The organism is Pseudolysinimonas sp. (assembly GCF_039912695.1).
Taxonomy (GTDB): Bacteria; Actinomycetota; Actinomycetes; order Actinomycetales; family Microbacteriaceae; genus Pseudolysinimonas_A.
In genome coordinates, this window is the sequence record NZ_JBDSPJ010000014.1 from 71442 (window position 1) to 95689 (window position 24248).

The 24248-nt window shown below is 66.8% G+C and carries 26 protein-coding genes; 19 read left to right on the plus strand and 7 right to left on the minus strand.

Annotation, left to right across the window (positions count from 1 at the left end):
* The first annotated feature begins 4 nt into the window (after nucleotides 1–4).
* The 12 genes from folE to ABIR17_RS05470 all read left to right on the plus strand — a co-directional run bounded on the left by folE (nucleotide 5) and on the right by ABIR17_RS05470 (nucleotide 8307).
* On the plus strand, nucleotides 5–580 hold the full coding sequence (gene folE / locus ABIR17_RS05415) for a GTP cyclohydrolase I (RefSeq protein WP_348003348.1): 576 nt from the start codon (nucleotides 5–7) through the stop codon (nucleotides 578–580).
* The gene (folP, locus tag ABIR17_RS05420) at nucleotides 577–1371 is read left to right on the plus strand and encodes a dihydropteroate synthase (RefSeq protein ID WP_348003349.1); all 795 of its coding nucleotides are present in this window, start codon (nucleotides 577–579) and stop codon (nucleotides 1369–1371) included. The genes folE and folP overlap by 4 nt, the downstream gene beginning before the upstream one ends.
* Nucleotides 1371–1739 carry a dihydroneopterin aldolase gene (gene folB / locus ABIR17_RS05425; RefSeq protein ID WP_348003465.1) on the plus strand — a complete coding sequence of 123 codons (369 nt, stop codon included), beginning with the start codon at nucleotides 1371–1373 and terminating at the stop codon, nucleotides 1737–1739. Before folP ends, folB begins: the two co-directional genes overlap by 1 nt.
* Nucleotides 1736–2236 carry a 2-amino-4-hydroxy-6-hydroxymethyldihydropteridine diphosphokinase gene (gene folK, locus ABIR17_RS05430; RefSeq protein WP_348003350.1) on the plus strand — a complete coding sequence of 167 codons (501 nt, stop codon included), beginning with the start codon at nucleotides 1736–1738 and terminating at the stop codon, nucleotides 2234–2236. Before folB ends, folK begins: the two co-directional genes overlap by 4 nt.
* A complete protein-coding gene (locus ABIR17_RS05435; RefSeq protein WP_348003351.1) occupies nucleotides 2233–2733 on the plus strand; it encodes a DUF3180 domain-containing protein in 501 nt (166 codons plus the stop codon). The genes folK and ABIR17_RS05435 overlap by 4 nt, the downstream gene beginning before the upstream one ends.
* Nucleotides 2730–3215, plus strand: a complete 486-nt coding sequence (locus ABIR17_RS05440) for a PH domain-containing protein (RefSeq protein ID WP_348003352.1) — start codon at nucleotides 2730–2732, stop codon at nucleotides 3213–3215. Before ABIR17_RS05435 ends, ABIR17_RS05440 begins: the two co-directional genes overlap by 4 nt.
* Nucleotides 3212–4768 (plus strand): PH domain-containing protein, encoded by a 1557-nt coding sequence (locus tag ABIR17_RS05445; protein WP_348003353.1) that lies wholly within the window; start codon nucleotides 3212–3214, stop codon nucleotides 4766–4768. Before ABIR17_RS05440 ends, ABIR17_RS05445 begins: the two co-directional genes overlap by 4 nt.
* Nucleotides 4768–5481: a DUF2520 domain-containing protein gene (locus ABIR17_RS05450; protein WP_348003354.1), complete on the plus strand. Its 714-nt coding sequence runs from the start codon at nucleotides 4768–4770 to the stop codon at nucleotides 5479–5481. Before ABIR17_RS05445 ends, ABIR17_RS05450 begins: the two co-directional genes overlap by 1 nt.
* Nucleotides 5474–6328 (plus strand): pantoate--beta-alanine ligase, encoded by an 855-nt coding sequence (gene panC / locus ABIR17_RS05455; protein WP_348003355.1) that lies wholly within the window; start codon nucleotides 5474–5476, stop codon nucleotides 6326–6328. The genes ABIR17_RS05450 and panC overlap by 8 nt, the downstream gene beginning before the upstream one ends.
* Nucleotides 6329–6343: 15 nt before the next feature.
* Nucleotides 6344–7858: a lysine--tRNA ligase gene (lysS, locus tag ABIR17_RS05460; protein ID WP_348003356.1), complete on the plus strand. Its 1515-nt coding sequence runs from the start codon at nucleotides 6344–6346 to the stop codon at nucleotides 7856–7858.
* Nucleotides 7858–8016 carry a hypothetical protein gene (locus ABIR17_RS05465; protein WP_348003357.1) on the plus strand — a complete coding sequence of 53 codons (159 nt, stop codon included), beginning with the start codon at nucleotides 7858–7860 and terminating at the stop codon, nucleotides 8014–8016. The genes lysS and ABIR17_RS05465 overlap by 1 nt, the downstream gene beginning before the upstream one ends.
* Nucleotides 8017–8124: 108 nt before the next feature.
* A complete protein-coding gene (locus ABIR17_RS05470; protein ID WP_348003358.1) occupies nucleotides 8125–8307 on the plus strand; it encodes a hypothetical protein in 183 nt (60 codons plus the stop codon).
* Here ABIR17_RS05470 and ABIR17_RS05475 read toward each other — a convergent pair.
* A complete protein-coding gene (locus ABIR17_RS05475) occupies nucleotides 8304–9197 on the minus strand; it encodes a hypothetical protein (protein WP_348003359.1) in 894 nt (297 codons plus the stop codon). The genes ABIR17_RS05470 and ABIR17_RS05475 overlap by 4 nt on opposite strands.
* 118 nt (nucleotides 9198–9315) lie before the next feature.
* On the opposite strand from ABIR17_RS05475, the gene uxaC reads away from it, so the two are divergent.
* From uxaC to manD, 3 genes are read left to right on the plus strand one after another with little or no spacing between them, the layout of a single operon-like run.
* Nucleotides 9316–10713 (plus strand): glucuronate isomerase, encoded by a 1398-nt coding sequence (gene uxaC, locus ABIR17_RS05480; protein WP_348003360.1) that lies wholly within the window; start codon nucleotides 9316–9318, stop codon nucleotides 10711–10713.
* Nucleotides 10710–12152, plus strand: a complete 1443-nt coding sequence (locus tag ABIR17_RS05485; RefSeq protein WP_348003361.1) for a mannitol dehydrogenase family protein — start codon at nucleotides 10710–10712, stop codon at nucleotides 12150–12152. Before uxaC ends, ABIR17_RS05485 begins: the two co-directional genes overlap by 4 nt.
* Nucleotides 12149–13387, plus strand: coding sequence for a D-mannonate dehydratase ManD (gene manD, locus ABIR17_RS05490; protein WP_348003362.1), 1239 nt, complete (start codon nucleotides 12149–12151; stop codon nucleotides 13385–13387). The genes ABIR17_RS05485 and manD overlap by 4 nt, the downstream gene beginning before the upstream one ends.
* A gap of 38 nt (nucleotides 13388–13425) precedes the next feature.
* On the opposite strand, the gene ABIR17_RS05495 is transcribed toward manD, so the two are convergent.
* Complete coding sequence (locus ABIR17_RS05495; protein ID WP_348003363.1) at nucleotides 13426–14412, minus strand: pirin family protein; 987 nt, start codon at nucleotides 14410–14412, stop codon at nucleotides 13426–13428.
* A 32-nt stretch (nucleotides 14413–14444) separates the two neighbouring features.
* Here ABIR17_RS05495 and ABIR17_RS05500 point away from each other — a divergent pair, with 32 nt between their 5' ends.
* On the plus strand, nucleotides 14445–14735 hold the full coding sequence (locus ABIR17_RS05500; protein WP_348003364.1) for a DUF4287 domain-containing protein: 291 nt from the start codon (nucleotides 14445–14447) through the stop codon (nucleotides 14733–14735).
* Here ABIR17_RS05500 and ABIR17_RS05505 read toward each other — a convergent pair.
* From ABIR17_RS05505 to ABIR17_RS05520, 4 genes are read right to left on the minus strand one after another with little or no spacing between them, the layout of a single operon-like run.
* The gene (locus ABIR17_RS05505; RefSeq protein ID WP_348003365.1) at nucleotides 14732–16024 is read right to left on the minus strand and encodes an aminotransferase class III-fold pyridoxal phosphate-dependent enzyme; all 1293 of its coding nucleotides are present in this window, start codon (nucleotides 16022–16024) and stop codon (nucleotides 14732–14734) included. The two genes, ABIR17_RS05500 and ABIR17_RS05505, sit on opposite strands and share 4 nt — an antisense overlap.
* On the minus strand, nucleotides 16021–16956 hold the full coding sequence (locus ABIR17_RS05510; RefSeq protein WP_348003366.1) for a phosphotransferase: 936 nt from the start codon (nucleotides 16954–16956) through the stop codon (nucleotides 16021–16023). The genes ABIR17_RS05505 and ABIR17_RS05510 overlap by 4 nt, the downstream gene beginning before the upstream one ends.
* Before the next feature lie 16 nt (nucleotides 16957–16972).
* Entirely contained in the window at nucleotides 16973–17359 is a 387-nt protein-coding gene (locus tag ABIR17_RS05515) for a type II toxin-antitoxin system VapC family toxin (protein ID WP_348003367.1), read from the minus strand.
* On the minus strand, nucleotides 17356–17586 hold the full coding sequence (locus tag ABIR17_RS05520) for a hypothetical protein (RefSeq protein WP_348003368.1): 231 nt from the start codon (nucleotides 17584–17586) through the stop codon (nucleotides 17356–17358). The genes ABIR17_RS05515 and ABIR17_RS05520 overlap by 4 nt, the downstream gene beginning before the upstream one ends.
* A 209-nt stretch (nucleotides 17587–17795) precedes the next feature.
* On the opposite strand from ABIR17_RS05520, the gene ABIR17_RS05525 reads away from it, so the two are divergent.
* On the plus strand, nucleotides 17796–20294 hold the full coding sequence (locus ABIR17_RS05525) for an ATP-dependent Clp protease ATP-binding subunit (protein ID WP_348003369.1): 2499 nt from the start codon (nucleotides 17796–17798) through the stop codon (nucleotides 20292–20294).
* Nucleotides 20295–20364: 70 nt separating this feature from the next.
* Here ABIR17_RS05525 and ABIR17_RS05530 read toward each other — a convergent pair whose 3' ends face one another.
* The gene (locus ABIR17_RS05530) at nucleotides 20365–20988 is read right to left on the minus strand and encodes a TetR/AcrR family transcriptional regulator (RefSeq protein ID WP_348003370.1); all 624 of its coding nucleotides are present in this window, start codon (nucleotides 20986–20988) and stop codon (nucleotides 20365–20367) included.
* Nucleotides 20989–21095: 107 nt separating this feature from the next.
* On the opposite strand from ABIR17_RS05530, the gene ABIR17_RS05535 reads away from it, so the two are divergent.
* Together ABIR17_RS05535 and ABIR17_RS05540 are read left to right on the plus strand one after the other, a co-directional pair.
* The gene (locus ABIR17_RS05535) at nucleotides 21096–22607 is read left to right on the plus strand and encodes an APC family permease (protein WP_348003371.1); all 1512 of its coding nucleotides are present in this window, start codon (nucleotides 21096–21098) and stop codon (nucleotides 22605–22607) included.
* Nucleotides 22600–24222: an amidohydrolase gene (locus ABIR17_RS05540; protein ID WP_348003372.1), complete on the plus strand. Its 1623-nt coding sequence runs from the start codon at nucleotides 22600–22602 to the stop codon at nucleotides 24220–24222. Before ABIR17_RS05535 ends, ABIR17_RS05540 begins: the two co-directional genes overlap by 8 nt.
* Nucleotides 24223–24248: the final 26 nt, after the last annotated feature.

Genomic DNA, 24248 nt, shown 5'->3' on the forward strand with positions numbered 1-24248 from the left:
CGGCATGACCGTCGACCGGGGCCGCGTCGAAGCAGCCGTGGCCGAGCTGCTCGCGGCCATCGGCGAGGACTCGACGCGTCCGGGTCTCGTCGATACCCCGCGTCGAGTCGCCGAGGCCTACGGCGAATACTTCGCCGGCGTGGGCGTTGACGCCGTCGAGATCCTGCGCGCGGGCAAGGATGCGGCTGCCGCCGACGAGCGCGGTGAACTGGTTCTGATCCGCGACCTCGAGTTTCGCTCGATGTGCGAGCACCACCTGCTGCCCTTCCGCGGCGTCGCGCACGTCGCCTACGTGCCCAACGAGAAGCTGGTGGGACTTGGCCGCATCGCGAGCGTCGTCGAGACCCTTGCCGCGCGGCCGCAACTGCAAGAGCGCCTGACCGAGCAGATTGCCGACGCAATGGAGGCAGGGCTCGCTCCGCTCGGGGTGCTTGTCGTGCTCGATGCGCAGCACGACTGCGTGGCCGCCCGTGGTCCGCGGCAGATTCGGTCGACGACCGTGACGGTCGCGAGCCGCGGAGCGCTCACCGATCCGCTCGCGCGGGCCGAAGCGATGGTTCTGATCGGTGCCGTCGAGTGACGATCATCATGGGCATCCTGAACGTCACTCCCGACTCGTTCAGTGACGGGGGTCGGTTCGAGCACGTCGACGCCGCGATCGCGCGCGGACTCGAACTGCGCGATCAGGGCGCGGCGATTGTCGATGTCGGGGGCGAATCGACGAGACCCGGTGCCGCGCACGTGAACCCGCGTGACGAACTCGACCGTGTCATCCCCGTGGTCAGCGCTCTGACGCAAAGCGGTGTGAGCGTCAGCATCGACACCAAAAACGCCTCGACTGCCCAAGCGGCGGTCGAGGCGGGGGCACAGATGATCAACGACGTCTCGGGCGGCTTGGCCGACGAAGGGATGCCGCGGGTCGTCGCGCAGAGCGGCGTTCAGTACTGCGCCATGCACTGGGGTGGCGGCGCGGATGCGGTTCCCGTCTACGCCGACGTGGTCGCCGAGGTCCGTGCCGACCTCAAGAACCGGGTCGCAGAACTCGTCGTCGCCGGCGTTGACCCGTCGCAAATCCTGCTTGATCCTGGGCTCGGGTTCGCGAAAGACGCCGACGACAACTGGGCTCTGCTCGCTCGACTCGACGAGATCGCCTCCCTGGGTCATGGCGTGCTGGTCGGGGCGTCCCGCAAACGTTTCGTCGGTGCTCTGTTGCCCGCGGAGGCGCCGATGGATGCCCGCGACCTCCCCTCGGCCGTGATCAGTGCTCTGGCCGCTCGTTCGGGTGCCTGGGGCGTGCGCGTGCACGATGTGCCGTCGACTCGCCTCGCTCTCGCCGTGGCCGACCGATGGAACGCGGGAGTAGAACGGTGATGGAACCCCTCGACGAGATCACGCTCACCGGGCTGCGCGTGACGGCACACCACGGGGTCTTTGAAGCCGAACGTCAGAACGGACAAGAGTTCGTCATCGACGTGACAGTGCGGCTGCCGCTTGGCCCGGCGGCGGCCGGTGATGAGCTGGACCGCACCGTGCACTACGGACTGCTGGCCGAGCAGGTTGTGGCCGCGGTCGAGTCGGACCCGGTCAATTTGATTGAGACGGTTGCCGAGCGTGTCGCCGACGTCGCGCTCGCATTCCACGCGGTGCACGAGGTCGTTGTCACCGTGCACAAGCCCCAAGCGCCGATCTCCGTGCCGTTCGACGATGTCCGTGTCACCATCACGCGAGGGCGCTCATGAACGTTCAACTTCGTCAGATCACGTCGCGGGCGGTCATCGCTGTCGGGAGCAACCTCGGCGACCGCACGGCGACTTTCGCCGCGGCGGTGCGGGCACTTGCTGAGGCCGACGGCATCGAGGTGACCGCGATCTCGACCCCGATCGACACGGTCGCCGTTGGTGCTGACGGCGAGAATCCGGCTGCCCCCGCGTACCTCAACGCCGTGGTGCTGATCCGCACCACCCTTGCGCCCCGGGCGTTGCTCGCGGTGCTCAACGGCATCGAACACGACAACGGGCGGGTACGAGCCGAGCGCTGGGGCGACCGCACTCTCGACCTCGACATCGTCGACTATGCCGGCATGCAGTCCTCCGCACCCGACCTCACGTTGCCGCATCCGCGTGCGTTCGAGCGGTCCTTCGTGCTGCGCCCCTGGCTTGAGGTGGATCCCGAGGCCGTACTTGCCGGCCACGGTCGCGTCGCCGATCTGGTTGCTGGCTTGGACACCGGATCGTGACGCGTACCCGACCGTCGACGATCATCGGCCTCGTGCTCGCAGGCGGCATCGTCGCCTTCCTGCTGCAGCTCGGGCTCGCGGCGGCGAGTCAGCCGAAGTTTCGCCCGGAGTATTCGATCGCGGTCACCCTGATTGCGATTGCGATCGTGGTGATCGCGCTCTCGGTGCCTGTTCGACAAGCCACCCGCGCACAAGCCACGCGCGGGCGGGTCCGCGCTCGGATCGACCCGTTCCACGCGACCAGGGTGGTGCTGATCACGAAGGCGTCGAGCATCGTGGGCGCCCTGTTCTCTGGCCTCGCCGTCGGTCTCTTGCTCGAACTTCTCACCCGCAGCGGCGGGGTGAACGGCGACAATCTGCTGCGGGCGCTTGCCGTCGTTGGCGCGTCGATCGTGTTGCTGATCGCGGGGTTGCTGGGTGAGTTCTTCTGCACGGTGCCGCCTTCCGACGACGACGACCGGAACGGCGACCCCCTGCCGGGTAGCCTGGACCGGTGACCGCCTCGATCGATCCGGTTCCGGGTGACTGGCAGCGGGTGTCGCCCAAGTACGTCGTTGTCGACTTCGTCGGACACATCGTTTCATCGTTGGTGTTGGCCGCGGCCGCGACAGTGCCTTTCGGCATCACCCAGAATCCGTGGTGGCTGATCGCCCCTGCGGCCGTGCTGGTCATCGGCATCGTGGTTGCCGCGTTCATCCCGCGACGGGTTCGTTCCATCGGGTACCGGCTGCGTGACGACGACCTGGTCTTTCGCCGCGGCATCATGTTTTTGCGCGTCGTTGCGGTGCCGTACGGCCGGATGCAGTTGGTCGACATCAATCGCGGACCCATCGCTCGTGGCTTTGGGCTCTCAGAACTGAAGCTCGTCACAGCGGCCGCGGCGAGCCACATCACGATCCCCGGGCTGCCGGAGGCGGATGCTGAACACCTCCGCGACCGCCTCGTCGAACTTGCCGAAAGCCGCCGGGCGGGGCTGTGACTCCGCTCGCCGACGGCGCGTGGCACCGCCTGCATCCGGCGACGCCACTGCTGCGCGGCGGGATCGCGCTGATCGCGATCATCGGCATCATCGTCACGAATCTGCGCGAGCGTCTCGTGCAATGGTTTTTTCCCGCGATCGCCTGCCCGCCGAGGGCTCCCGAGTGTCAGGGCGACCCCGTCGATCTGATCGTGAGCAATGGCTACGCGCTCATTGCCCTGGCGATCGTTCTCGCCTTGCTGCTGGTTCTGGTCGCGTTGTTCTATGTCTCCTGGCGAGCGCACACCTTTCGCGTCACCGGCGAGGTCGTCGAAGTGCGCAGTGGCGTGCTCTTTCGAACCCATCGCAAGGCGCGGCTCGACCGCATCCAGGGCGTGACGATCGTGCGGCCGATGTTCGCTCGACTCCTCGGGGCCGCTCGGCTCGAGGTCGAGGTCGCGGGCAACGACGCGAACGTGCAGCTCGCCTACCTCGGTACCGCGGCATCCGATCTGCTGCGCGCCGACATCCTGCGCCTCGCGTCGGGGTCGCGCGCGGCAGCCGGTGAGAGTCCCGCGGCCGCCGGGTCACTGCTCGATCGCCGCGTGAGCGAACTTCTAGCTCCCGAACTCGATCCGTTGTTGGCCGCTCCGGAGTCGGTCGTGCGGATGCATCCGGGCCGCCTGATCGGCTCGACCCTGTTGAGCGGCACCACGGTGGTCTTCCTCGTCGTCGCCATCGCGGTCTCGATCGGTCTGGTGCTGTCGATCAGTGTCTCGCGTGATTTCCTCGTGCTGCTCTTCACTTTCGTGCCGATCGTGCTCGGTCTGGGCTCGTATCTGGTGCGGCGGGTCACCAGGTTTCTGCGGTACACGATCGCCCGTACGCCTGACGGAGTGCGGATCGGGTACGGCCTGCTGACGACGCGCAACGACACTCTGCCTCCGGGCCGCATCCACTCGGTTGCGGTGAGTCAGAACCTGCTGTGGCGTCCGGCGGGCTGGTGGACGGTGCGGGTCAACCGCGCCTCCCGTGGGGGGCCGTCGGCGGGGCAGTCGGCGCAGCAGAACACGATCGTGCTTCCGGTCGGATCGCGCGCGGACGTGTTGCGTGTTCTCGAGCTGCTCCTGCCCGAGCTGATGGGTGCCGCGCCGAACAGCGCCGGCGGTGTCGACCTGCGCACCCTGCTCAACAACGGCCTTGTGGGGCGTGGTGGACACGACGAGTTCACCGGGTCACCTCGCCGCGCGGTCGTGTTGCGCTGGTTCTCCTGGCGCCGCAACGGCTTCGCGCTCTTCCCGGGTGCCGTGCTGCTGCGCAAGGGGGCGATCTGGCGGGAGCTCGCGATCGTTCCGACGCCGCGCATGCAGAGCGTCGCGATCGAGCAGGGTCCGATCGAGCGGGCGCTGCGCCTCGCGGCGGTTCACGTGCACACCGTCGCCGGTCCGATCTCGCCGCGACTCGGCGCACTCGACGCCCGCGACGCCGAAGCGTTCTTTCGGGATGCCGAGCTCGCCGCGGTCACGGCCGGCGGCAGCGAGGGCACTCACCGCTGGCGTTCGGGGGAGAACTAGTGGCGCAGCGGTCGGGTCGACTCGGAATCGGGATCATCGGCGCGGGTCGCGTCGGCCCGGTGCTCGGTGCGGCGCTCGGCGGGGCGGGTCACGCGATCGTCGGCATCGCTGCGGTGTCCCAATCCAGTAGGGAGCGGGCCGACGCCCTGCTGCCTGGAGTGCCGATTCTCGAGGTGCCCGATCTGATCGAGCGCAGTGAATTGGTGCTGCTCGCCGTGCCGGGTGATGAATTGCCCGCACTGGTCGCCGGGCTTGCGGCAACCGGAGCCTGGCAAGCCGGGCAACTCGTCGTCCACACCGCCCCGGGCTACGGGATCGGGGTGCTCGCCCCCGCGGCCGCGGCCGGCGCGATTCCGCTCGCCATCCATCCGGTGATGGCCTTTACCGGCACGAGTCTCGACCTGGTGCGCCTTCGCGAGTCGTGGTGCGCCGTGACGGCGCCGACGCCCGTGCTGCCGATCGCGCAGGCGCTGGTCGTCGAAATGGGAGCGGAGCCGTTCGTGGTGGCCGAGGCCGACCGCGCCGCGTACTCAGATGCGGTTGCGGCCGCGACGACGTTCTCGACCGCGATCGTCACGCAGGCCACGGGCGCGCTCGGCCGAATCGGCGTCGACGACCCCGGGCGGGTGCTCGGGCCGCTCGTGCGCTCGGCTGTCGAGAACGCCCTGTCGTCCGCGGCTACGATCGACGCGGAGGCACGGAAGAGTGACTAGACCGCTCGTCGTCGAGACGATTCCGGCGATGAGGGCGGCTTTGGCCGAACACGTCGCTGCAGGCCGAACCGTCGCACTGGTTCCCACGCTCGGTGCCCTCCACGACGGGCACCTCGCACACGTCGCTCGGGCGCGCAAACTGGCGGATGTCGTCGTGGTGTCGATCTTCGTGAACCCGCTGCAGTTCGGTGCCGACGAAGACCTCGAGAAGTACCCGCGCGATCTCGACGGCGATCTCGACAAGCTGGCGCCCCTCGACGTCGACTACGTCTTCGCGCCGACCGTCGATCAGATGTTTCCCGACGGCGACACGCAGGTGAAGGTGACCGGGGGCGAGGTGTCGACGCTCTTCGAGGGTCGGGCGCGCCCCGGACATTTCGACGGCGTGCTGACCGTGGTGGCCAAACTGCTGCACATCGTGCAACCGCAGGTCGTCACTTTCGGGCAGAAGGATGCGCAGCAGCTCTTCCTCGTGCAGCGCATGGTGAAAGACCTCGACATCCCGGTCAAGATCGAGGTCATCGATACCGTTCGCGAAGCCGACGAGTTGGCGCTCTCGAGCCGCAACCGCTACCTGAGTCACGCCGAGCGTCAGGCGGCGCGAGCGATTCCGCGGGCGATCGAGGCGGCGGCATCGGCATCCGATCTCGGCATTGACACCGTCATTGCCGCCTCTCAGTCCGTACTGATGGATGAGCAACTGGTTAGCTTGGACTACCTCAAGGTCGTCAACCCGCGCACTTTCCTCCCCGTCGACGACGGCTACCGGGGGCCGGCTCGCGTGATCATCGCGGCGAAGGTGGGCACCACGCGGCTGATCGACAACGACTCGATTTACTTGAATTGAAATGAATGATCTCCCATGACTGACACCGTGACTCCCGAGCCTGAGGCGACTGACGAAGACATCGCCGAGCAGAAGGCCGTGCGGTTGGCTAAGCGAGCGCGATTGATTCGGGATGCCGACTCGGCTGGCGAGGGTGCGTATCCGGTCACGCTTCCGGTCACGCATTCGATCGCGGAGGTGCGGGCCACGTTCCCGGACCTTCAGGCCGATGATGTGACGGGTGTTACGGTCGGCGTTGCTGGGCGGGTCGTCTTCCTTCGAAATTCGGGCAAGTTGGGGTTCGTCGCGTTGCAGGCGGGGGATGGCCAGCGGCTTCAGGCGATGTTCTCGTTGGCGGAGTTGGGCGAGGAGTCGCTTCAGCGCTGGAAGGAACTCGTCGACCTCGGCGATCACCTGTTCGTGTCGGGGGAGGTCATCTCGTCACGGCGGGGGGAGCTCAGCATCCTGGTGAAGGAATGGGCGATCGCCTCGAAGGCGCTGCTGCCGCTGCCGAACCTGTACAACGAGTTGAGCGACGAGACGCGGATGCGCCAGCGTTACCTCGACCTGATCGTGCGCGAGCAGGCCCGGGTCACGGTGCGCGCACGGTCGACTGCGGTCGCGAGTCTGCGGGCGACGTTCGCGGGTCACGGCTTTCTCGAGGTCGAGACCCCGATGTTGCAGACGATTCACGGCGGAGCGTCAGCCCGGCCGTTCGTCACGCATAGCAACGCCTTCGACACGGAACTGTTTTTGCGCATCGCGCCGGAACTGTTTCTCAAGCGCGCCGTCGTCGGCGGGCTCGAGCGGGTGTTCGAGATCAACCGCAACTTCCGCAACGAGGGCGCTGACTCCACCCACAGCCCCGAGTTCGCGATGCTCGAGGCGTACCAGTCCTACGGCGACTACAGCACGATCGCCGACCTCACGCAGGAACTCATCCAGAACGCCGCCTTCGCGGTCACCGCGTCGCACGTCGTCACGCTCGCCGACGGCAGTGCGTACGACCTGGGCGGCGAGTGGGCGCGTATCTCGATGTATGGGTCGCTGAGCGCGGCGGCCGGCGTGGAGATCACCCCGGCGACCGACCTCGACCACTTGGCCCGGATGGCGGAACAGGAAGACCTTCAGGTCAGCCACCCGACTCACGGCAAATACGTCGAAGAGCTGTGGGAGCACTTCGTGAAGCCCGGGCTCACGCACCCGACGTTCGTCATGGACTTTCCGGTCGATACCTCGCCCCTGGTTCGCGACCACCGATCGATCTCGGGCGTCGTCGAAAAGTGGGACCTCTACGTGCGCGGCTTCGAACTTGCCACCGGGTACTCCGAGCTCGTCGACCCGGTCATCCAACGTGAGCGTTTCGTCGACCAGGCGAAGCAGGGCGCGCGCGGCGACGACGAGGCAATGCCGCTTGACGAGGAGTTCCTGCGGGCGATGGAGCACGGGATGCCGCCGATGGGCGGGATGGGGATGGGAATCGACCGGCTGCTGATGGCGATCACCGGCCTTGGCATCCGCGAGACGATTCTCTTTCCGTTGGTCAAGTGATGACTGCGCCGACGCCTCCCACCCCGAAACCTTCCGGCCGGAACCCTTCTGGCCCGAAGCCGATTACCCCGCTGCGGATCCTGATCTGGGTAGCTGTCGGAGCCGTCGGAGTCTTCTTGCTGGTGAGCGGCATTATCGGCATCATCGCCAAAGGCTGAGCGGTGGACCGTCGCACCTCGCGGTTTGTCGCAATCCTCGGACTCGTCGTCATCGTCGGAATCATCGCGGTGTCGTGGTTCGTCGCCCACGCGACGTAGCCTGGAGCCATGCCTGCTGACTTTTGGGGAAACGCGATCTTTTCGGTCGTGCCCACGGTGCTGTTCGGCCTGCTGTTCTGGTTCATCTTCCGCGCGATGATCCGCTCCGATAGTTCGGAGCGTGCGACCGCAGCGAAGATCGAGGCGCAAGAGCGCGCGAAGCGCGTCGCGGCACGCGCCGCCGCCGACTAGTCGGTCGTTTTCGGGGGCTTCGGAGTTTTCGGAGTTTTCGCCGGGGCAGCGGCTTGCGTGGGCGCGGCGGCCGGAGCGATCGTTGCGGGTATCGGAGGTATCGCGGACACGGCGGGTGTCGCGGGTGTATCCGTCTTTGCCGGCTCGGCAGCCATCGGGGTCACCGCATCCGTGACCGGCGGCGGGGGCGGGGGCGGGGATGCCGAGACAACAGCCGCTCGATTCCGCCGCGAACGCAGCAGCAGGAGCACCGCGACGACGGCAGCCGCGAGAACCACGACGACGACGCCGATGATCACGAACAGCAGAATTCCAGGACCCGCAGCGTTCGCGCCGCCACGTGCGGACATCTCGAGGCGCTTATCGATCGGGGTTTTCCAGGAGACCGTCGTGCCCGACAGTTCGCCGTTGTGATCAGTCACGGCACCCGGAAAGGTGACCGACACCGTCAGGTTGCTGTCGTCAGCGTTCTCGTCGGTTCCGCCCCCGGCGGATTCACTGCTGAAGTCGATAGTGCCGCTGAATACGAACTCGTCGCCCTCGCGGGTGAACTTCAGCGCGCCCGCCTCCTGACTATTGAAAGCGCTCAACGCGACGTTGGTCAGCTTGATCCGGGTGCCGAGGTAGCCATCCTGCTCGTAGTCGCTCGTCGAAACGCCCGGTGCGCTCGTCAGCGTGCCGAGCAGAGAGGTCGCGATCTGCGTCGTGCCCGCCTGCGCGGTCGTGCGCGATTCCGTGGTGTCGTCGGGGAGGAGGACCGCGACGACAATCTCGCCGTTCACCGTGTTGTCGGGCGTCAGAGTCACGGCAGCCTGGAAGCGCACGCAGCCCGCGAGGGCAAGAACGAGCACGCCGAGGGCGATGACGCGGGGCAGGATGCTTCGTTTCATAGCCTCCACACTGGCAGAGCACAGGCGCGCGGCGAAAGCCTCGCCCGAAGATCAGTGCATTCTCGCGGTCGGGAGTACCCGTCTCAAAGTGTGGAAAGCTGCTAACTCAATGGACCCCATGTCGTCGTCGCAGGGTCGCGATCCCGACCGCCTGCTGCCGACCGATCCGGCGGAACGGGCGATCGCGCGTGAGCTCTACGCCCGCGTCGCCGCCCATCCGATCATCTCGCCGCATGGCCACGTTCCCGTTGATCTGCTGGTTGCCGATGAACCATTCCGGGATGCCGCCGAACTGTTCGTGAGCAAGGACCACTACGTCACCCGCCTGTTGCACGCCTCGGGGGCAGATCTTGCACCACTTCTCGCGCCCCTCGATGAGGCGGACCGCCGGCGGGCGTGGAGAACCCTCGCCGAGAACTGGCATCGATTCGCCGGCACCGCGTCGGGGTACTGGATCGACGAGGAACTGACCCAGGTGCTGGGCCTCGATACGCCGCTCACCGGTGAGTCCGCCGACCTGTTGTTCGACGCCATTGCCGAGAAGCTCGCGCAACCGCAGTTTCGCCCGCGTGCGCTGTTTCGCCAGTTCGGAATCGAGTTTCTGGCGACGACCGATGATCCGCTCGATGATCTCGCCGGCCACGACGCGCTCGCCGCCTCCGGTCTGGGGGGCCGAGTCGCTCCGACGTTTCGCCCCGACAAATACCTCGACCCTGACGCGGTGGGCTTCGGCGACGCCGTGCACGCCCTGCTCCATCAGACCGCGCACGAGACCACGTTCGGTGGCTACCTCGCCGCCCTGGAGTCGCGGCGGGCCTACTTCATCCAGCGCGGGGCGGTTTCGACGGATCACGGAGTCGAAGAGCCCCTCACCGTCGACCTCGAACCGTCCGAGGCCGAATCCCTCTTCCAGTCGGTGATCGCCGGCCGGGCCGATGCGGCGGGTCGGCGAATCTTCCGTGCGCACATGCTGTTTCAGATGGCGCGGATGAGTGTTGACGACGGTCTGGTGATGACCGTGCACGCGGGTGTTTTTCGCAATCACAGCACCCCGACGCTGGCGACCCACGGTGCCGATACCGGTCACGACATCCCGGTTCCGACGTCCTTTACGCGCGGGCTTCAGCCCCTGCTGGAGCGCTTCGGACTCGAGCGCGACTTCCACCTCGTGCTGTTTACGGTCGACGAGACCGCGTTCTCCCGGGAGTTGGCGCCACTGGCCGGGTTCTATCCGAGCGTGTATGTCGGGGCGCCCTGGTGGTTTTTGGATGCGCCCGACGCGATGGCGCGCTTCCGCAGCGCGGTCACCGAGACCGCCGGTTTCTATCGCACCTCGGGCTTCATCGATGACACCCGCGCCTTCCTCTCGATCCCGGCCCGCCACGACACGGCCCGTCGGGCGGATGCCGGCTTCCTGGCACGTCTGGTCGCGCAGGGCCGCGTTACCCTTGCCGCCGCCGAGCGAATCGCCGACGATCTGGTCGGCGCGATTCCGCGTGAGGTGTTCAAGCTGTGACGTCGAGCCATACCGCCGTCAGGCTGTCGCGCGCCTCATCGCCGGGCGACGGCGTGATGCCGCGGGTGCGGATCGTTCATGTCGGGCTCGGTGCCTTTCACCGGGCGCACCAGGCCTGGTACACGGCGCGCGCTCCCGACGCCGCCGAGTGGGGCATCGCCGCCTTCACCGGGCGTTCCCCTGAGGCCGCCGAGACACTCGCGACGCAGGACGGTCTCTTCACGCTCATCGAACGCGGCCCACAGGGCGACCGGTTCGAGATCGTCCGGAGCATTGCCGAGGCGCACCCGGGCAGTGACCTCGAGACCTTCACCGAGCTCCTCAGCCGTCCCGAGGTCGCGATCCTCACGATGACCCTCACCGAGGCCGGCTACCGCCTGGACGTTGACGGCCTGCCTGATCTCGGCGATCCGGGCATGGCATCCGATGTCGACCTGCTGCGGAAGGGGCTGGCCGACTCTGCGGTGCTTCTGTCGAGGGTGGCGCCGACGACGGCACTGGGGCGTGTGATTCTCGGCCTGGAGGCACGCCGACGTGCTGACGGAGGCGGCATCGCCGTCATCCCCTGCGACAACCTGCCCGAGAACGGCGCGCTGGTTCGGGGGGCCCTGCTGTGGTTCGCCGATACCGTCAGCCCGCTGCTGGCAACCTGGATGCGCGATCACGTCGCGTTCGTGTCCACCAGTGTCGACCGGATCACGCCGCGCGCCACTGAGGCGGATCGGGTCGAGGTGCAGCAACTCTCGGGGTTCATCGACGAGGCGCCGGTCGTGACCGAACCCTTCTCGGACTGGGTGCTCTGCGGTGACTTCCCGTCCGGACGGCCGCAGTGGGATGTCGCCGGCGCGCGTTTCGTCGACGACATCCGCCCCTGGGAAGCACGCAAACTCTGGATGCTCAATGGTGCGCACAGCACGTTGGCGGCCGCGGGTGCGGTGCGAGGGCACCTGTTTGTCAGTGACGCGATGACCGATCCGGTCTGCCGCGATCTCGTCGAGAGACTGTGGGATGACGATCAGCGGCAGCTTCCCGATCTCGACGTGGGGAACTACCGGGCGGCGCTCGTCGAGCGTTTCGCGAACCCTCGGTTGGAGCACCGCCTCGACCAGATCGCGCAAGATTCGGCGACGAAGGTGCGGGTCAGGATCGTGCCGGTCGCGCGCGCCGAGCGTCTGGCGGGTCGATCGGCAGAGGGCTGTGCTGGCGCGATCGCGGCGTGGATCCTGTCGGTGCGGCGCGGTTACGCTCCCGGGCCGGACGGGCTCGTCGGGCCGGACGGGCTCGTCGGGCCGGACGGGTTGAGGGTCGACGAGTCGAGCGCGGGATGTGTCGCGTTCCTCGATGCGAACCTGGGCGCTGACGCCACATTCTGCGCGTCCGTCGACGCCGCAACGCTTCATCTGACCGTACAAGCTGACGCCGGGAGGCCCGCATCATGATCATCGACCAGGCAGAAGTCATCGTCACAAGTCCCGACCGCAACTTCGTGACCCTCAGGCTCACCACCGATGAGGGGCACGTTGGCCTCGGTGACGCGACCCTCAACGGTCGTGAGCTCGCCGTCGTCGCGTACCTCAAAGAGCATGTGGTTCCGCTGTTGATCGGCATGGACGCCAGCCGCATCGAAGACACCTGGCAGTTCCTCTACCGCAGCGCCTACTGGCGCCGCGGACCGGTCACGATGGCTGCGAGCGCCGCCGTGGATATGGCGCTGTGGGACATCAAGGGCAAGGCCGCCGGGATGCCGGTCTACCAACTGTTGGGCGGCGCCAGTCGCACCGGGTTGATGGCCTACGGGCACGCGTCGGGCAAGACGACCGACGAGCTGTTCGATTCGATCCGCGAGCACCTCGAGAAGGGGTACCGCTCGATGCGAGTTCAGACCGGCGTTCCGGGGCTGAAGGCGATCTACGGAATCGCGTCGCAGTCAGCGGATGCCGGAGGCGGCGAGGCGCGGTACGACCACGAGCCCGCCCGCCGCGGCGCGAAGCCGACGGAGGAAGACTGGGATACCCGCGCCTACCTGAAGCACCTGCCCGGTGTCTTCGAGGCCGTGCGCAACGAGTTCGGCCCCGACCTTCCGCTGTTGCACGACGGTCACCATCGGATGACGCCGATCCAGGCCGCGAAACTCGGCAAGAGCCTGGAACCGTACGACCTGTTCTGGCTCGAAGACTGCACGCCGGCGGAAAATCAGGAGGCGCTGCGGCTGGTGCGCCAACACACCACGACACCGCTCGCGATCGGCGAGATCTTCAACACGGTGTGGGACTTCAAAGACCTCATCCGTGAACAGCTGATCGACTACGTGCGCGGTGCGGTCACGCACATGGGCGGGATCACGCCGCTCAAGAAGACGCTCGAGTACGCGGCGCAGTACCAAATCAAGTCGGGGATGCACGGTCCCACCGACATCTCCCCGGTCGGAATGGCTGCTGCGATGCATCTCGGGTTGGCCATTCACAACTTCGGCATCCAGGAGTACATGCCCCACGGCGACCGCACCAACCAGGTCTTTGAGCAGACCTTCAGTTGGGCGGACGGCTACCTTCACCCGGGCAACGAGCCGGGACTGGGGGTCAGTCTCAACGTCGACGAGGCCGGCAAGTATCCCTACGAGCAGGCCTACCTGCCGTTCAACCGTCTCGCCGACGGCACCATGCATGACTGGTGAGCCCCGACCGGTGAGCCCCGACTGGTGAGCGGAGCCGCTCAGCCGCGAGGCTGCAACCGGATGTTGGGCAGTTCCGGTGCCGGAAGGGGCGCGCCGGGGTAGTCGGCGACCTCCCCGAACCGACCGGATGTCGTCGACCCGGCGATCACCTCGGACTGCCATTGCTCACGGAACGCGACGATCTCGTCGTGGCTTCGGCCAACGAAGTTCCACCACATCACGATCTGCTCCCCCAAGGGCTCGCCGCCGATCAGCAGCGCGCGCAACGGCTCGTCGCCCGCCTCAATGTGGAGGGTCGCGGCGCCCGCGGGAACGACGCCGAGCCGGGTTGTGGGCACGGTCACACCCTGCAGTCGGGGTGTGCCGCGATCGACGACGAGTGCGTGCTCGAACGTCGGATCGACGGGTACCTCGACCCGCCCGCCTGCCGGGAGGTCGATCTGCGCGCCGACTAGACCGGTGAACGCCGACACCGGCGACGACGCCCCGGCGAGGGTACCGATGAAGACGCGCAGTGTTGCGTCACCGAGTGTCACAGGCTGTGGCGTGAAACTCTCGAAGAACGGATCGACGTGACGCGACCGATCGGGCAACGCAATCCACAGTTGCGCTCCGTGAAGTTCGGTGGCAGCGGCGGTCGACACTTCGGAGTGCTGAATGCCGGCTCCCGCCGTCATGAGGTTCACCTGCCCAGGCTCAATGAGCGCGCGACTTCCCACCGAGTCACGGTGCTCGATCTCGCCGGCATAGAGCCAGGTCACGGTCTGCAACCCGGTGTGCGGATGCGGCGGAACCGTCATCGTGCCCGCGTGATCTGCCGGCACCGGACCGTAGGAGTCGACGAAGCACCAGGCGCCGACCAGGCTGCGCGCGCGCTGCGGCAGAGTCCGAAGAACAGTGAATGCGCGCGGCCCTCCGAGCGGCACCTCCCGGGGTTCGAGGATCTCGACGACGCTGCCCGGGACATCGCCGCTTACGAAATCCCCGCAGACGGTCTCGATTGAGTCGACCTCGAGGTTGCTCACGACGAGATCGTAAGCCGGAGTAGCGTCGGTGCATGTCGTTCCAGGCGTACCTCGACAACATCGAGCAGAAGACCGGACTCACCGCGCGGCAGTTCATCGCGGCGGCCGAGGCGAAGGGTTTCGGCCCGGGAACCAAGGCGACCCCGATGATCGAGTGGCTTGCCGCCGAGTACGACCTCGGACGCGGTCATGCGATGGCGCTCGTGCACGTCATCACCAAGGGCCCGAACATCGACGCGAAGCACGTCGACAGCGGCGGCACCCACAGCGACCCTGCGGAAGTTCTCTGGCTCGACGGCGCGGCGACTAAGCCGGCGGGTTAGGCGCGTTCCTCCAGCACCGCCGCGAGGGCCTCGAGCAGGCGATCGGCGTCGGCGTCGTCGAAAGGTAGCGGCGGTCGGATCTTCAGGGTCGTGTTGTCGGCACCCGCTGTCGCGAGCAGCACGCGCCGCTGCTTCATGGCATCCACGACGTCGAGGGTGAAACCCTCATCGGGGGTTCCGTCGGGGCCGACGAGGTCCACTCCGATGAAGAGTCCCGCCCCGCGCACCGCGGCGACCGACGAACCGAGCGAGCGGATGCCATCCATCAGCCGTTCCCCGACGCGGGCCGCGTGGGCCGGTAGTTGCTCGTCGCGCAGCACATCGAGTGTGGCCTGAGCTGCCGCGATCGCGACCGGGTTGCCGCCGAAGGTGTTGAAGTACCGACTCTTCGCCGCAAACGCCGCCGTGAGTTCGGGCCGGGCGACGAGACCGGCGACGGGATGCCCGTTGCCCATCGGCTTGCCGAGGGTGACGATGTCGGGCTGGAGGTCGGCGCGCTGAAAGCCCCACATCCCCGTGCCGTCGGCAGAGCCCAGTCGGCCGAAGCCGGCCTGTACCTCATCGGCGATGAACAGTCCGCCTGCCTTGCGCACAGCCGCGACGGCCTTCGCGAGCGAGGGCAGGTCGGGGTAGACCCCGTCGCTCGCAAAGACGGTGTCGACGAGAAGGGCTGCGGGTTTGATCCCCATGATCTCGAGTTCACCGAGGGTGGCGATCACCGCCTCCGCGATGTCGACGTCGGGATGCGGTGACCGCACCGCTCGGGCCCAGGGCGCCATCTCCTCGATGCCGACGAGCGAGGGCGACACTGCCGCGACCTCGGTGGTGACCCCGTGGTACGCGTTCCAGCTCACGATGACGCCCGTGCCGCCGGTCGCAGCCTTCGCGATGCGCAGGGCGAGGTCGTTCGCCTCGGACCCGGTGCAGGTGAACATCACGTTGCCGAGATGACTCGGAAAGGTGCTCAGCAGGTCTTCCGCGTACGCGACGGTCGCGGCATCCAGATAGCGGGTGTGCGTGTTGAGTCGCGCCGCCTGTTCGGCGATCGCGGCGACGACCCGGGGATGCGCGTGCCCGACCGAGGGGACGTTGTTATACGCGTCGAGGTAGTCGACACCGTCGCGGTCGAACAGGTGGGCGCGCTCGCCGCGCACGAACTCGACCGGTTCCCGGTAGAACAGCCGGTACGCGGGACCGAGGGCCGCGATCCGACGTTTCACGAGCGACGCCGTCTCGGCGGGCAACTCGTCGACCCGCGCGGGGTCGAAGTAGGTCGTCGGTCCGGTCATGCCCAATCCTCCAGTGCTCGATGAAGCAGTCGTCGCACGCGCGGTGCGGCGTGCGAGCCGCCGTCGCGTCGGCCCAACTCTTCGTTGATGACGATTCTCTGCAGTTCGCGTCCCACGACGAGGCCGGGGATGAGGCTGCGCTCCTCATCGGTCAGCGGCACGACCGACTCGTACCCGGCCGTGAACTCGGCGCGGACGGCATCCCCGGGGGAGTCGTCGGGAATCAGGTAGCCGAGCGACACTCCGAGGTCGCACACCCGCGGCGTGAGCACGACATCGCCGAAGTCGACGATTCCCGAGATCGCTCCCGACTCACCCACGAACACGTTGCCGGGATGGAAGTCGTTGTGCACGACCTGCCGCGGCAGCGCATCCAGCACCGGCGAGATCTCGGCGGCGTAGCGTGCGAAGGCGTCGACGAGCAGGGGCTCGTCGGTGTACGGCGCGAGACCCGGCACTCGGCGCAGATCCCACGGCAGGATGCGGTCCGCAGCCGGGTGGGTCAGGTGCGCGAGGGCGAGAGAGAGGCGCCCGAGCACCGCGCCGCCGACCTGCGGACGCCAGGGGCGGTCCGTTGCCCGAACCCCCGGCAGCCAGGTCAGAACCCGCACGATTCGCCCGTCGAGAAGCGCCGACGCCCCGCCGGATGTCGTGGGCACGAGACGCGGGACGGGCAGCTCGGGGTCGTGCTCGGCGACGGCCGCGAGGGCGGCATCTTGCAGGGCGAGCAGTTCGGGGGAGTCGGAGGGGTGGGCGACCTTGACGAGCACCACACCGCCGGTGTGGTCGACGCGAAAGGTGTCGTCACGCTCGGTGTCGAGACGGGTGAGGGCGCGGATGTCGAGGGCGTAGTCATCCCGAAGCGTCGTCGCGAGCGTCTCCGGCGAGATCCGCTCGAATGGCCCCACCAGATCGTCGAGCAACCCGTTCATGCTCGAATGCTAGGCGTCACTCGACGAGTTCGACATCGCAGTAGTCGGCGGCGGCCCGAGCGAGACGCCCATCGAGAGTGACCAGGGGAATCTTGAGACGCTCGGCGAGGGCGACGTAGACGGCGTCGTAAGCGGAGAAGTTGTCGCGCAACTCCCAGGCCCGACCGATGAGCGAAGTGTGCGGGTGTCGCACGATTCCGGGCAACGTTGCGAGCCGAACGAGGGCGGAACGGGCGTCGTCGGGGGCGACCGCAGCCCCGCGAACGAGTCGACGCAGCGCGGAGGCAACTTCGACGTCGAGGAGATGGGGCACCATCATCCTCGTTCCGGGATCGAGCATCGGACGCGCGCCGTCGCGGATTGTCGCGACGACCACCGAAGCGTCGACAACGCGCGCGGTCATTCCCACTTCCGGTCGACGTGGATCGCCTCGAGGATTTCGTCGTTGCTGGGGGTGAAGCCGGGAATGCGCAGCGCATCCCAACGATCTTCGAGTTCGATCTGTTCGGCAAGCTCGGTCAGTTGTCGTCGCAGGTACTCCGACAGCGAGAGGCCAGCGCGGTGGGCGCGGGTGCGCAACCTCTCAGTCACGTCGTCATCAAGGTTTCGGATCTGCACCGTCATCGCCATCCTCCGATCGTACCGATGTGCATTCGTATTAGACGAATCTGCATGCAGATGTGCCAACGGGCGGCCGTTGTGACGGCGACGTTCAACGCGAGCCTGGTGAAGGACGCGAGGCACTCACGCCCACGGCGAACATGGGAGTTTTCCCGAGGCTGCGTCGTTACCCTCGGATATATCGACGCCAGCCGACACGGCGTCACCAGGAGTCAAAGATGTTCGAGCGCTTCACAGACCGAGCCCGCCGGGTGGTCGTCCTCGCCCAAGAAGAGGCGAAGATGCTCAACCACAACTACATCGGCACCGAGCACATCTTGCTCGGCCTGATTCATGAGGGCGAAGGGGTCGCCGCGAAGGCGCTCGAGTCGCTCGGCATCTCTTTGGATGCCGTCCGCGAGCAGGTGCAAGACATCATTGGGCAGGGGCAGCAGCAGCCGACCGGGCACATCCCGTTCACTCCTCGTGCCAAGAAGGTGCTCGAACTGTCTCTGCGAGAGGCGCTGCAGCTCGGCCACTCCTACATCGGCACCGAGCACATCCTGCTCGGCCTGATTCGCGAAGGCGAAGGCGTTGCCGCTCAAGTGCTCGTGAAGTTGGGTGCCGACCTCAACCGCGTTCGCCAGCAGGTCATCCAGCTGCTCTCGGGTTATCAGGGCAAGGAGCAGGTCGCCGTCGGTGGCAACGACGCGACTCCCGACAAGGGTTCGCAGATTCTCGACCAGTTCGGCCGCAACCTCACCCAGGCGGCGCGCGAGGGCAAGCTCGATCCGGTCATCGGCCGCGAGAAGGAGATGGAGCGGGTCATGCAGATCCTCTCCCGCCGCTCGAAGAACAACCCCGTTCTGATCGGCGAGCCCGGCGTGGGCAAGACCGCCGTCGTCGAAGGACTCGCGCAGGCGATCGTGCGCGGCGACGTGCCCGAGACCCTCAAAGACAAGCAGCTCTACACGCTCGACCTCGGTTCGCTCATCGCCGGATCCCGCTACCGCGGTGACTTCGAGGAGCGCCTCAAGAAGGTCACCAAAGAGATCCGCACCCGCGGCGACATCATCACCTTCATCGACGAGATCCACACCCTCGTCGGAGCGGGTGCAGCTGAAGGCGCGATCGACGCGGCCAGCATCCTGAAGCCGCTGCTCGCCCGCGGCGAACTGCAGACGATCGGTGCGACCACGCTCGACGAGTACCGCAAGCACTTTGAGAAGGATGCCGCCCTCGAGCGGCGCTTCCAGCCGGTGCAGGTGCACGAGCCCACGATCCCTCACACGATCAACATCCTGAAGGGTCTGCGCGACAAGTACGAGGCCTTCCACAAGGTCTCGATCACCGACGGCGCGATCGTGGCCGCGGCGAACCTGGCCGACCGCTACGTGCAAGACCGCTTCCTGCCTGACAAGGCGATCGACCTGATCGACGAGGCTGGCGCGCGGCTGCGCCTCAGCATCCTGTCCGCCCCGCCGGAGCTGCGGGAGTTCGACGAGAAGATCGCCACCGTGCGTGCGTCGAAGGAAGCCGCGATCGAGGAACAAGACTTCGAGAAGGCCGCGTCGCTTCGAGATGAGGAGAAGAAGCTGCTCGGTGAGCGGCTGCGCCTCGAGAAGCAGTGGCGCTCGGGAGATGTCGCCGCATCTGGAACCGTGGATGAGGGCGTGATCGCCGAGGTGCTGGCGAACGCGACCGGCATCCCGGTCTTCAAGCTCACCGAAGAGGAGAGCTCGCGTCTGATCTTCATGGAGAAGGCATTGCACCAGCGGGTCATCGGTCAGGAGGAGGCCATCTCGGTTCTCGCCAAGACCATCCGCCGTACGCGTGCCGGGCTGAAAGACCCGAAGCGTCCCTCGGGCTCGTTCATCTTCGCCGGCCCCACCGGTGTCGGTAAGACCGAGCTCGCTAAGGCGCTCGCCGAGTTCCTGTTCGACGACGAGAACGCGCTGATCTCACTCGACATGAGTGAGTACGGCGAGAAGCACACCGTCTCGCGGCTGTTCGGTGCCCCTCCCGGGTTCGTCGGCTTCGAAGAGGGCGGGCAGCTCACCGAGAAGGTGCGCCGCAAGCCGTTCAGCGTTGTGCTCTTCGACGAGATCGAGAAGGCACACCCGGACATCTTCAACTCGCTCCTCCAGATTCTGGAAGAGGGACGACTGACGGATGGTCAGGGTCGCGTTGTCGACTTCAAGAACACCGTGATCATCATGACGACCAACCTCGGCACGAAGGACATCACGGGAGGCCCGGTGGGCTTCACGCTCGAAGGCAACTCGGCAGCCGACTACTCCGCGATGCGCGGCAAGGTCGTCGAAGAGCTGAAGAAGCACTTCAAGCCGGAGTTCTTGAACCGCGTCGACGAGACCATCGTCTTCCCGCAGCTCAACAAAGAAGAGTTGCTGCAGATCGTCGGTCTGTTCATCGGTCGCCTCTCCGAGCGCCTGCTCGACCGCGACATGTCGATCGAGGTGTCGGACGACGCCAAGGCCCGACTCATCGAACTCGGCTGGGACCCGACGCTCGGCGCTCGGCCGCTGCGTCGAGCCGTTCAGCACGAGATCGAGGATGCGCTCAGCGAGAAGATCCTGCACGGCGAACTCGAGGCGGGCGACCACGTGCGCGTCGGCTTCGACGCTGCCGCAGGCGCCAAGGGCGAGTTCACCTTCGAGACCGGCCGCCAGTCCGGCCGCGACGCGAAGCCCGCAAAGGCTGCCGCGCTCGGCGCGTAACTGCTGATCAACGGGGAACGGCTCCGCTTCGGCGGGGCCGTTCCTGCGTTCCCGATCGCCATCGGCGCGCTCACTCCGCGCCGGGTTGCCGGTTTCTGAGTCGGTTCTGCATTCCGTCGAGGATGAACTCGAGTCCGGTTTCGAACGCTTCATTGAGGAGCGCCCGAGGGTCGCTCCAACTTCCCATGGCGCGCGCCAGCGCACCCTCGTCGTCGGGGTCCACCCAGATCTGCTGGGGCACCCCTTGCTCGAGTGCGTTGCCGATCGCGAAACTGTCGATGACCTCGAGGAGCACACTGACCTCGGCGTCTTTGAACCCCGCGGAGGCGAGGGCTCGAGCGAGCTCGCGGTAGGCCTCCAACACGGCGGGCTGCGCGATGGGAACCCCGATGAGCAGCGGCACGACGTGCGGATGCGCCGAGTACGCGGCGCGCTGGGCCCGCGCAATTACCGCGACCCGGTCGACCCACGTACCGGGCTCCTCTTTCGGCACGGGATGCGCTGCCACCATCGACCCACGGAGCAGCTCGACCAGGGCGTCTTTGCTCTCGACGTGGTTGTACAGCGCTGGAGCCGACACCCCCAGGCGTTTGGCGAGGCGTCGCATGCTGAACGGCTCTCCGCTGTCGATGAGCTTGAGGGCCGTTTCGGCGATCAGTTCGACCGAGAGGAGGGGAGTAAGGGGTCGTCCCACCGGTACCTCGAACTCTCGTCACTGGGCGCTCGACCGGAGTAAGCGTTGATTGCCTATTGCACCACGATCCCCGGTACTCCCATACTAAATGAACACTGTTAGTTTTTGTGGCAGACAACGAAGTCGACCCGGAGGTACAGATGGCAGTCAACGAGAAAGACACAGAGGCGCGACCTTCCGAAGCGCCAGCCGGAGAACTCAAGAAGGGTGCCCTCGGTACCGGGGGAATCGTCTTCCTCGTGGTCTCCGCAGCAGCCCCGCTCACGGTCATCGCAGGAGTGGCACCGCTCGCGATCCTCATCGCAGGACCGGCCGCCCCGGCGGCGTATCTGATCGCCGGCGCAGCGCTAGTCGTCTTCGCCATCGGTTTCATGGCGATGACCCGCCACGTGAAACAGACGGGTGGCTTCTACACCTACATCACGCGCGCGCTCGGGAGGGTCGTTGGTCTCGGCGCGGGCATCCTCGCACTCGTGTCGTATAACGCGATGCAGATAGGCATCTACGGCCTCTTCGCCGTCACCTCGAGCGCTCTCCTCCAGACCGTCTTCGGCGTCAGCGTGCCGTGGTGGGTGTTGGCCCTCGTCGCCATCGCCGCCGTGTGGGCGCTCGGCTTCTTCGGCATCGATGTCGGCGCGAAGGTGCTCGGCGTTCTTCTCACCGCTGAGACGCTGATCCTTCTCATCGTCGGGATCGCCATCGCGGTTAAGGGCGGACCGGAAGGGTTCAAGTTCGGCATGTTCGATCCGACTCTGGTATTCACCCCGCAGGTCGGCATCGTGCTGGGGCTCGCTCTCGGAGCGTTCCTCGGCTTCGAAGCGACGGCGCTCTACCGAGCTGAGGCGCGCAATCCGAACACCTCGATCCCCCGCGCGACCTATATCTCGATCGGGTTCCTGACCGTCTTCTACACGGTGCTCGTCTGGCTCTTCGTGCAGGCGTTTGGCGAGACCGGCGTGCAGGCCTACATCGGCGAGAACGGAATCACGACGTTCGCGTTCACCACAGCCGATCAGTTCCTCGGCCAATGGGCGAGCATCGCGATGTACGCGCTGATCGTCACGAGTGTCTATGCGGGGCTCCTCGCGTTCCACAACACCATCAACCGCTACGCGTACTCCCTGGCGCGAGACGGCATCCTGCCTGCTGCCTTGACGAGGACCCGGCGCGACGGCTCACCGCACATCGCAGGACTCGCGCAGACCATCCTGGCGCTGCTGATCGTCGGCGCCTTTGCGATCGCTGGCGCCGACCCGTATCTCCAGCTGTTGATCTGGGTGAACACACCCGGCGTCGTGGGAGTTCTCATCCTGCAGTTGCTGGCATCCGTCGCGGTCATCGTCTTCTTCGTGCGCAACCGCAACCTGGAGCGCAAGTGGTACGTGCTGCCGGCAGCCATCCTTGCGACGATTCTGCTGGCGGTCTTCGCGGTTCTGATCGTGCTCAACATCGACTTCCTCACCGGAGCCGGACCTGTCGTCAACGCGATCATCCTGCTGATTGTGCCCGTCGCCTTCCTCATCGGGGTCGGCCTCGCCGTCGCCTACAAGCGGTCGCGGCCGACCGTCTATGCGCGCATCGGCGGCGGGGAAGCAGATGCCAGGGACGCGGATGACTGATCGTTACGCCGACCTCATCCTCGTCGCGGATCAGGTCCACACGATGTCGGCGCAGGTCGGTGCGACTGCCGTCGCGGTCCGTGACGGGGTCATCGTCGCGGTGGGCGCAGAGAGCGACCTGGCCGGGTTCATCGGGCCGGGCACTCGCTCTCTGCGCTACCCGGGGGCGACCATCGTCCCGGGGCTAAGCGACGCGCACGCTCATCCACTATCGGGGGCGGGCTTCACGGTCGGCATGGACCTTCGTGGCGTCACCTCGCTGACCGAACTCCGGCAGCAGCTGACCGAGGCACTCGCCGAGCTCCAGGCTGGGGACTGGCTGCGAGGGTGGGGGCTGAACCCCAACGTGTGGGGGCTCGAGCGCGTGACGTCGGCACTTCTGGACGAGGTCACGGGCACCGTGCCCGCGCTGCTGCGCTTCTTCGATGCCCACTCGGCGCTGGCCAACCAGCCGGCGTTGAGGGCCGCGGGGATCGCGGGGCCCCGCACGTTTCCGACCGGATCGCGAGTGGATGTCGACGCCGACGGCACCCCGACGGGACTCCTTCTCGAGGCCGACGCGATGCAGCTCGTGTTCGACGTGATGCCCCCCGAGCCAATCGAAGATCTTGCCCATCGGGTGACGCGTCTCCTCGACGACATGGCGGCCAGCGGTCTGACGTCGTCGCAGGTGATGGACTTCATCGACGAGCCCTTCGAACTTCTGCGGCTCATCGAGGCCGAGGGAGAACTTGCACTGCGGCTGCGATTCTCGCCGTGGGTCGAGCCCAAACACACTCGGGATGATTGGGCGCACTTCCTCGAATGGCAGGGCACCGGAGGGCGGCGGTGGAAGGTCCACGGCGTGAAGTTCTTCCTCGATGGAACGATCGACGGCGGAACGGCGTGGCTCGACGCTCCCGACACTCACGGCGAGTCGATTCACTCGGTCTGGAGCGATCCGGCCGACTACGCCGCCGCCGTGCGGTTCTTCGACGAGAACGGGGTCGGCACCGCGACCCATGCGATCGGGGATGCCGCCATCCGACACGCCCTCGCCACCATCTCGCAGCTGCCTGCGGCGAGCGCGGGAGGAGCCGTGCATCGCATCGAGCACGCCGAGACCCTTCCCGACGAACTCGTGGATGTCTTCCCGGCATCCGGGGCGGTCGCGAGTATGCAACCCACTCACTGCACTCACTTCGTGCGCTCGGACCACACCGACAATTGGTCCGAACGTCTCGGGCCTGAGCGCGCCCAACGTGCGTGGCGCACCCGCTCTCTCGCGAAGGCTGGCGTGAACCTCGCGCTCGGCTCGGACTGGCCGGTGGCCGACTTCGAGCCGCTCGCGATCATGGCGGATGCACAACTGCGGCGAGACGTTGCTCTGCCCGACCTCGATCCCGTCGGGCCCGAGGAGGCGCTGACGGCACTGCAGGCGCTCGAGGCGTACACGATGGGATCCGCCATTGCGGCCGGGGTCGCTGACACGGAAGGCTCCATTAGCGTGGGTAAGGTTGCCGACCTGACGATCCTGGCCGCCGACCCGCTCGCGATCTCACCCGAACACCTCGCAGCGACCGCAGTTCTGGCAACCGTGGTCAGCGGCGAGATCCAGTTCGCGGCGACAGGCTGATACCGACGACCGGCTGAAAGCGACCA